This window comes from Thermohalobaculum sp., assembly GCF_058622915.1.
Genome location: NZ_JBZSYN010000144.1, coordinates 1 through 5588, shown reverse-complemented (window position 1 = coordinate 5588; position 5588 = coordinate 1). Strand labels below are relative to the sequence as shown.

The 5588-nt window shown below is 70.3% G+C and carries 3 protein-coding genes; 2 read left to right on the top strand and 1 reads right to left on the bottom strand.

The features are described from left to right. Positions 1 to 403: 403 nt before the first annotated feature. Positions 404 to 3850 carry a pyruvate carboxylase gene (locus AC32QD_RS11360; protein WP_492010616.1) on the bottom strand — a complete coding sequence of 1149 codons (3447 nt, stop codon included), beginning with the start codon at positions 3848 to 3850 and terminating at the stop codon, positions 404 to 406. 192 nt (positions 3851 to 4042) lie between these two features. Here AC32QD_RS11360 and AC32QD_RS11355 point away from each other — a divergent pair, with 192 nt between their 5' ends. After that, positions 4043 to 4774 (top strand): cupin domain-containing protein, encoded by a 732-nt coding sequence (locus AC32QD_RS11355; protein WP_492010615.1) that lies wholly within the window; start codon positions 4043 to 4045, stop codon positions 4772 to 4774. Between the two features lie 7 nt (positions 4775 to 4781). Further along, complete coding sequence (locus AC32QD_RS11350) at positions 4782 to 5459, top strand: SDR family NAD(P)-dependent oxidoreductase (protein ID WP_492010614.1); 678 nt, start codon at positions 4782 to 4784, stop codon at positions 5457 to 5459. The last annotated feature ends 129 nt before the right edge of the window (positions 5460 to 5588 follow it).

Sequence of the window (5588 nt, the reverse complement as noted above, 5' to 3'; positions counted from 1 at the left end):
GGCACCGCGCCCCGCGCGCGCCGGACCTTTGGCGCCACCTCACCTCCTGACAGGCCCCGGCCCCCGAGCCGGGGCCTCCTGGCCCACGGCCACACCCCCCTAGGCCCCGGATCGGGTCCGGGGCCCGGCGCGGCACCGCGCCCCGGGCGCACGCCGGACCTTTGGCGCCACCTCTCCTCCTGACAGGCCCCGGCCCCCGAGCCGGGGCCTCGGATACCGGCCGGTGGGATGTGTGCCAACGAGTAGGGCGGGCTTCAGCCCGCCACGTCATGCGGAATGGTTGAATGGCGGGCTCAAGCCCGCCCTACAGCCCGCTCACCGATCATTAACCATAAACCCGGCCCGAATCGCATCCCCAATTAAATCAATGTCTTAGCCGCGTGTGCAATGTGCACAACCCCGCTCAGGCGGCGAAAACCAGCAGGAGGTCCTTGGCATCGACCTGCGTGCCGGACGGGGTCACGACGCGCTCGATCGTGCCGTCGCGCTCGGCGTGCATGGCGGTCTCCATCTTCATCGCCTCCAAGGTCAGCAGCAGGTCGCCGGCCTTGACCTGCTGGCCCGCTGCGACCGCGACCGAGCCGACCACGCCGGGCATGGGCGCGGCGACATGGGCGGGGTTCTTGGCGTCGGCCTTCTCGGCGCTGGCGTGGGTGGCGGTGAAGCGGCGGTCCTCGACGCGGATGGTCCGGGGCTGGCCGTTCAGCTCGTAGAACAGCCGCACCGCTCCCTTCTCGTCTGGCTCCGAGATCGCCTGCAGGCGGATCACCAGGGTTACGCCGGGGCGCAGGTCGACATGGATCTCCTCGCCCGGCTCCATGCCCCAGAAGAAGGTCGGCGTCGGCAGCACCCTGACCGGGCCGAACTCGCGCCGCCGGCCCATGTAGTCGAGATAGACCCTGGGATACATCAGGTAGGAGCACAGGTCCTCGTCGTCGACGCCGATCCCGGGCATCTGGTCTTCCGCCTCGGCCCGCCTGGCCTCGAGATCCACGGGCGGCATCTGCGCGCCCGGCCGGCCGCTGATGGGGGGCTGGCCCTTCAGCACCTTCCTTTGCAGCGTGGCGGGGAAGCCGCCGGGGGGCTGGCCCATCTCGCCCCTGAAGAAGCCGATCACCGAGTCGGGGAAGGAGACGTCGGTCTCGGGGTCCTCGACCTGGGCGCGGGTGAGCCCCGCCGAGACCATCGCGAGCGCCATGTCGCCGACCACCTTCGAGGTCGGCGTCACCTTGATGATGTCGCCGAACATGGCATTGACCTCGGCATAGGTGCGCGCCACCTCGGGCCAGCGGTCCTCGAGCCCGAGCGCGCGGGCCTGGGCGCGCAGGTTGGTGACCTGGCCGCCGGGCATCTCGTGCAGGTAGACCTCGGCGGTGCCCGAGCGCATGTCGGACTCGAAGGGCGCGTACATGCGGCGCACCCCCTCCCAGTAGGTGGAGATCTCGCGCACCGCCTCGATCTCGAGCCCGGTCGAGCGCTCGGTATGCTCGAGCGCGGCGACGATCGAGCCCAGCGGCGGCTGCGAGGTCAGCCCCGACAGCGCGTCCATGGCCGCGTCGGCGGCGTCGATCCCGGCCTCGGCGGCGGCCAGCACCGAGGCCGCCGAGATTCCGCTGGTGTCGTGGGTGTGCAGGTGCACCGGGATGGCGATCTCGTTCTTCAAGGCGCCCACGAGGTCGCGCGCCGCGCCGGGCTTGACCAGCCCGGCCATGTCCTTGATGCACAGGATATGGGCGCCCGCCTTCTCGAGCTGCCTGGCCAGCTCGACATAGTAGCCGAGCGAGTATTTCGAGCGCGCCCGGTCCTGGATGTCGCCGGTGTAGCAGATGGCCGCCTCGAGGAGCTTGCCCGAGGCGAGCACCGCGTCCATGCACACGCGCATGTTCTCGACCCAGTTGAGCGGGTCGAAGACGCGGAACAGGTCGATCCCGGTCTCGGCGGCGCGGGCGACGAACTTCTCCACCACGTTGTCGGGATAGTTGGTGTAGCCGACCCCGTTCGAGGAGCGGATCAGCATCTGCAGGAGCAGGTTCGGCATGCGTGCCCGCAGCTCGCGCAGGCGCTGCCAGGGGCATTCCTGCAAGAAGCGGTAGGCGACGTCGAAGGTGGCGCCGCCCCAGCACTCGACCGAGAACAGCTCGGGGAGATTGTGCGCATAGGCCGGCGCGGCGCGGACCAGGTCGAGCGAGCGCATGCGCGTCGCCAGCAGCGACTGCGGCCCGTCGCGCATGGCGGTGTCGGTCAAGAGCAGCTTCTTCTGCTCCAGCATCCAGTCGGCCACCGCCCTGGGGCCCTGCGCCTCGAGCATCTGCTTGAGCCCGGCCGGCGGGTCCTCGCGCCTGAGTGCCGGGGGCTCGGGCGGGCGCACATGGGCCGGCGGGCGCTTCAGCCCCTTGACCTCGGCGTTGCCGTTGACGGTGACCTCGCCGATGAAGCGCAAGAGCTTGGTGGCGCGGTCGCGGCGGGGGCGGAAGTCGAACAGCTCCGGCGTCGTGTCGATGAAGCGCGTGGTGTAGGAGCAGTCGAGAAAGGCCGGGTGCTTGAGCAGGTTCTCGAGGAACACCAGATTGGTGGCGACGCCGCGGATGCGGAACTCCCTGAGCGCCCGGTCCATGCGCAGCGCCGCCTCCTCGGGCGTGGGCGCCCAGGCGGTGACCTTTTCCAAGAGCGAGTCGTAGTAGCGCGTGATCACCGCGCCCGAATAGGCGGTGCCGCCGTCGAGCCGGATGCCGAAGCCGGTGGCGCCGCGATAGGCGGTGATGCGGCCGTAGTCGGGGATGAAGCTGTTGAGCGGGTCCTCGGTGGTCACCCGGCACTGCAGCGCGTGGCCGTCGAGCGCGATGTCCTGCTGCGCCGAGGCGCCGGACGCCTCGGCCAGGGTCGCCCCCTCGGTGATGCGGATCTGCGCCTTGACGATGTCGATGCCGGTGACCTCCTCGGTCACGGTGTGCTCGACCTGGATGCGCGGGTTGACCTCGATGAAGTGGAAGGCGCCGGTGTCGGCGTCCTGCAGGAACTCGACCGTGCCGGCGCAGTAATAGCCGGCGTGGCGCGCGATCTTCAGCCCCAGCTCGCACAGCTCGGCCCGCCGGTCCGGCAGGAGGTAGGGGGCGGGGGCGCGCTCGACCACCTTCTGGTTGCGCCGCTGCACGGTGCAGTCGCGCTCGAACAGGTGGTAGACGGCGCCGTGCCGGTCGCCCAGGATCTGCACCTCGACATGGCGGGCGCGCGGGATCATCTTCTCCAAATAGCCTTCGCCGTTGCCGAACGCGGCCTCGGCCTCGCGCCGGCCCTCGCGCACCTTGGTCTCGAGCTCGTCTGCGCCGGCGATCGGGCGCATGCCGCGCCCGCCGCCGCCCCAGGAGGCCTTGAGCATCAGGGGATAGCCGATCTCCTCGGCCATGCGCCGGACCTCGGCCATGTCGTCGGGCAGGATCTCGCTGGCGGGCACCACCGGAACGCCGGCCGCGATGGCGACGCGCCGGGCGCTGGCCTTGTCGCCGAGCTGCCGCATGGTGGCCGGCGAGGGCCCGATCCAGGCGATGCCGGCGTGCTCGCAGGCCTCGGCGAAGTCCGGGTTCTCGGCAAGGAAGCCGTAGCCCGGGTGGATCGCGTCGGCGCCGCAGGACTTGGCCACGCGCAGGATCGAGGGGATGTCGAGATAGGCGGCGACCGGCCCCTTGCCCTTGCCCACCTGGTAGGCCTCGTCCGCCTTGAAGCGGTGCAGGGCGAGCTTGTCCTCCTCGGCGTAGATGGCGACCGTGCGCTTGCCCAGCTCGTTGGCCGCGCGCAGCACGCGAATCGCGATCTCGCCCCGGTTGGCGACGAGAATCTTCTGGAACTGGGGCATGGGCGACCTCGCGACACGGCCTCTGTACAGGGCAATAGCCTGCCGGGGGCGCCCGCGACAAGGGTTGAGGCCCGGGCTTGAGGCCGGGGCGCGGCCGGCGCGAACGTGCTTAACGCTCAATTAACCAAGCTCGGCAAGGGTACAGGAGGTCCCGTCGCGGTGAACGGGGCACGACCGCCAGCGAGGATGCGCATGAACCTGAGGGTCTCGGAAAAACCGTCCAGCCACGCCGGGGAGGCCAGGACCGGGCAGGCCAGGACCGGGCAGGCCAGGATCCGCTTCGCGCACGCGCCGCGCGGTGGCGGCGCAAAGGCGTCGCCCCTGGTCGGGGTCTCGCTGCTGCCCGACGGCAAGCTGGTTGCCGACGAGAAGGCCTTGTCGGAGCTCAGGTCGGGGACGGCCTTCGTGATCGATTCGGTGCTTGGCGAGGTGGCACCTGAGAAGCTGGCGCAGATGATCGGCTGCTTCTTCTTCGCCTCGGCGGCCGGGCGCTGGAACGAGCGGGTGGAGGTGGTGGTGGGCGACGGCCAGGGCCTGAGCGCCACGGCGCGCATGCTGCGGCCGGACTTCGCGATCGAGGTCAACCGCTTCGGCGCCGCCTATGTCCTGTACGAAGATGACGCCGTGGGGCTCTACGTGCTCGAGATTGCGCCGGGGGCGGTCATCCCGGCGCATTTCCATCGCGTGATGCGCGAGCGCGAGCTGGTGCTCGACCCCGGGCTCCTGCAGCAGAATCTGCGGGTGCGTCCGGGCGATGCCTTCAGCTGGCCCGCCGGCTATGTGCACGAGTACCGCAATCCGACCGACTCGCCCAAGCGCATCCTGTGCGTCGACCGGCCCAAGTTCATCCCCGAGGACGAGGTGCCGGTGCGGGACGCGCCGCTCCTGATCCCGACCCGGCCCGAGTGGAACTATCTGCGCTGACGCGGCGATGCCCGGCGTTTTCGTGACCGGGGCGGGCAAGGGCATCGGCCGCGCCATCGCCGCGCGCTTCGCCGAGGCCGGCTGGCGGGTGGCGGGGCTGACCCGCTCGGCCGCGGACGTGTCCGAGCTGAATGCATCGGGCACCGGCCGCTTCTGGCAGGCGGACGCAGCGGATTCGGCGGCGGTCGAGCAGGTGGCGGTCGAGCTCGAGGGCGCCGAGATCGATCTCCTGGTGAACAATGCCGGTGGCTTCGCCCATGGCGCGTTTTGCGAAACCGACGCGGCGACGCTCGAGGCCATGTGGCGGGCCAACGTGCTCGGCCCCTTCACGGTGACGCGCGCGCTTTTGCCCCATGTTCTCAAGGCGCGCGGGCGCATCGCCAACATCGTCTCGGTGGCCGCGCTCAGGCCCTTGGCCGGAAAGGCGGCCTATTGCGCGGCGAAGGCGGGGGAGGCGGCGCTGTTCGCCTGTCTGCGCGAGGAGGTCGCACAGGCGGGGGTTGCCGTGACCAACGTCTATCCCGGCGTGACCTACACGAATTCCTTCGCGGGGGAGGAGGTCGACCCGGCGAAGATGCTGTCGTCGGCGCAGGTGGCCGAGGCGGTGTTCGCCAACTGTGCCGGCACGGGCACCCTTTCGGTCGAGAAGCTGGTGCTGCAGCCGGCCGGCGGCATCCGGATCTAGAGCGCGTTCCGGCTTTGCCGAGTCATTGGCGGGGTTCACAGGGGCGCTCTGACGTTCGAGTCTCTGCCTCAAACAACGACGAGGCAGGGCATGAGCAGGGCCTATTCGGCGGACCTTCGGGGACGAGTG

Bases quoted from the DNA above. Each gene is read 5' to 3' on its own strand.
- AC32QD_RS11360 (WP_492010616.1), bottom strand. From the start codon at position 3,850: ATGCCCCAGTTCCAGAAGATTCTCGTCGCCAACCGGGGCGAGATCGCG.
- AC32QD_RS11350 (WP_492010614.1), top strand. From the start codon at position 4,782: ATGCCCGGCGTTTTCGTGACCGGGGCGGGCAAGGGCATCGGCCGCGCC.
- AC32QD_RS11355 (WP_492010615.1), top strand. From the start codon at position 4,043: ATGAACCTGAGGGTCTCGGAAAAACCGTCCAGCCACGCCGGGGAGGCC.